Here is a 1,977-nt window from a genome sequence, read left to right as displayed (position 1 = left end):
GGGTGGGGTAAAAAACTTACGACTCCTGCAAGGATTGCTATAGTACGACTTCAGATTTTCCCTTCGCAAGTATGATTCATTACTGAGTCATATCGTTTTTGGTTGCATCGTCAGGTGATAAATTAGGTGGCAATTCATAAATAATTCTTACAAGTTTCTACCCGATGTCGGTGCAACAGTCAGTTATTCGATTCACTGTCAACCGTCAACAATCACCTGACGGTATTACCGGAATTGATATCAGGCAGTACACCTGTTGAGATGTTCTGAGCAATCTAAGAGATAAGTTTTCATCTTGCCTTTGCCTTTAACATCAATCATGCCCCTTTCTGCAAACAAATGTTTTTTTGACAACTGCTTGTAGGTGTCTTCTGTCACTTGAATGCAGCCTGGAAAACTGTACTGTTCCATGCGGCTTGCCGTGTTTACGGTGTCGCCCCAGAGGTCGTAACTAAACTTTTTAGTTCCGATGACTCCTGCAACCACAGGCCCGGAGTGAATGCCAATTCGCAGGCTGTGAAATTCTTGTGTTTTGGTGTTTAGCCTTGTCATAGCTTGCTGCATGGCTAGGGCCATTCGGACGATCGCATCGGCACGGTCGTCGCGGAGGATTGGCAATCCAGATGCTACCATATAGCCGTCCCCAATTGTCTTAATTTTTTCTAGCCCGTATTCTTCGGTTAGTTTGTCAAATTCTGAGAAAATAGAATTTAGTTTAAAAATTAATTCAATAGGAGGCATTTCTGAGGCTAGCTTGGTAAACCCTACCATATCAGCAAATAAGACGCTGACATTGGGGAAGTGATCGGCAATTACTAAGTCTGGGATTGATTCTGCTTGCAGCCGGAGCGCGATCGACTCTGGTAAAATATTCAGCAATAATTTTTGAGTTTTCTGTTGACTTTCAATCAACTCCTTGTAAAGTTGAGACTGTTTAATCAAGCGCCGGACTCGCTGAATCAGCACTGGCCAGTGAATCGGCTTCGTCACATAATCTGTTGCTCCTACTTCAAAAGCTTGATTGACAGATTTTTTATCGTCGAGTGCTGTAATCATCAGCACCGGGATTTTTTGTGTTTTGGGATTAGCCTGGAGTTGAGCGCAGCAAGTAAAGCCGTCCATTACAGGCATCATCGCATCCAACAAGACAATATCTGGGAGATTTTTTTGACAAATTTCCAAACATTCTTGTCCGTTTGATGCCTCAGTTACCCGGTAGCCTTCTTTTTCCATGATCCGGCGCGTAAATAGCTGCTGGGTTGCTTCGTCATCTACGATCAGAATTTGGGGCGCGGTTTGCGCGTTTTTTTTAAAGTCAGCACTAATCATGGTAATGTGAAGATAGTATCAAGTTCTCAGTCAGAAGCAGATTTTATTTCTGCGTTGAGATAGATAAGTTCACCCTCGATCGCACCCCAGTCATTGTTAACAAGTGTATAATGTAATGCTCGATTGAGACCTTAACTTCCGACAACTAACGCAAAATAACGCAGTAGATGTAACTTTTTATACGGGTAAATTGTTACGCGGTATTTGAAAAGTTAGCGATTTAGTCGCCGCGCTATTTGGGAGATTCTGTTGAGAATTGTATCAGATTATCTGATAAAGTCTAAAGTTTTGTCATTGGCTAAATGGCCTAATATGTTGAAGATTTTGGGGGAAACGGGCGATCGTCCCGCGCCGCGCTTGGTGCCGTGCATCTAGATTGTCTGTGATGTTGGAGGGCCAGAAGGATTCACGGCGAGTGGGGTGGATTGCCCCGGCAGGCGGTAGGGGCTCGGTGGTAGGGGCTCGGCTTACCAAAAAAAAATATTTTGCAACAATCTCCAATCTCATAAACCCGCCCCTTTTAATCTGGGTCGATCGACCGGACTTGAGATGAAACATAGAATTTAAATGCAGTAAAGCCGATCGTTAACTAGATAGCAAAGCCGCTTTTACCCGCTGATACTCGGCTGCAATTTTACGCATCAGAAC

General features: G+C 43.8%; 1 protein-coding gene. It reads right to left on the bottom strand.

What is annotated here, in order from left to right; genetic code table 11:
• Positions 1-240: 240 nt before the first annotated feature.
• On the bottom strand, positions 241-1,329 hold the full coding sequence (locus tag WBA89_RS29885; RefSeq protein WP_424411299.1) for an adenylate/guanylate cyclase domain-containing protein: 1,089 nt from the start codon (positions 1,327-1,329) through the stop codon (positions 241-243).
• Positions 1,330-1,977: the final 648 nt, after the last annotated feature.

Origin of the sequence: Microcoleus sp., from assembly GCF_049646505.1 — a bacterium.
Taxonomy (GTDB): Bacteria; Cyanobacteriota; Cyanobacteriia; order Cyanobacteriales; family Microcoleaceae; genus Microcoleus.
Note: the sequence above shows the minus strand (reverse complement) of the source record. Positions and strands in the feature narration are given on the sequence as shown.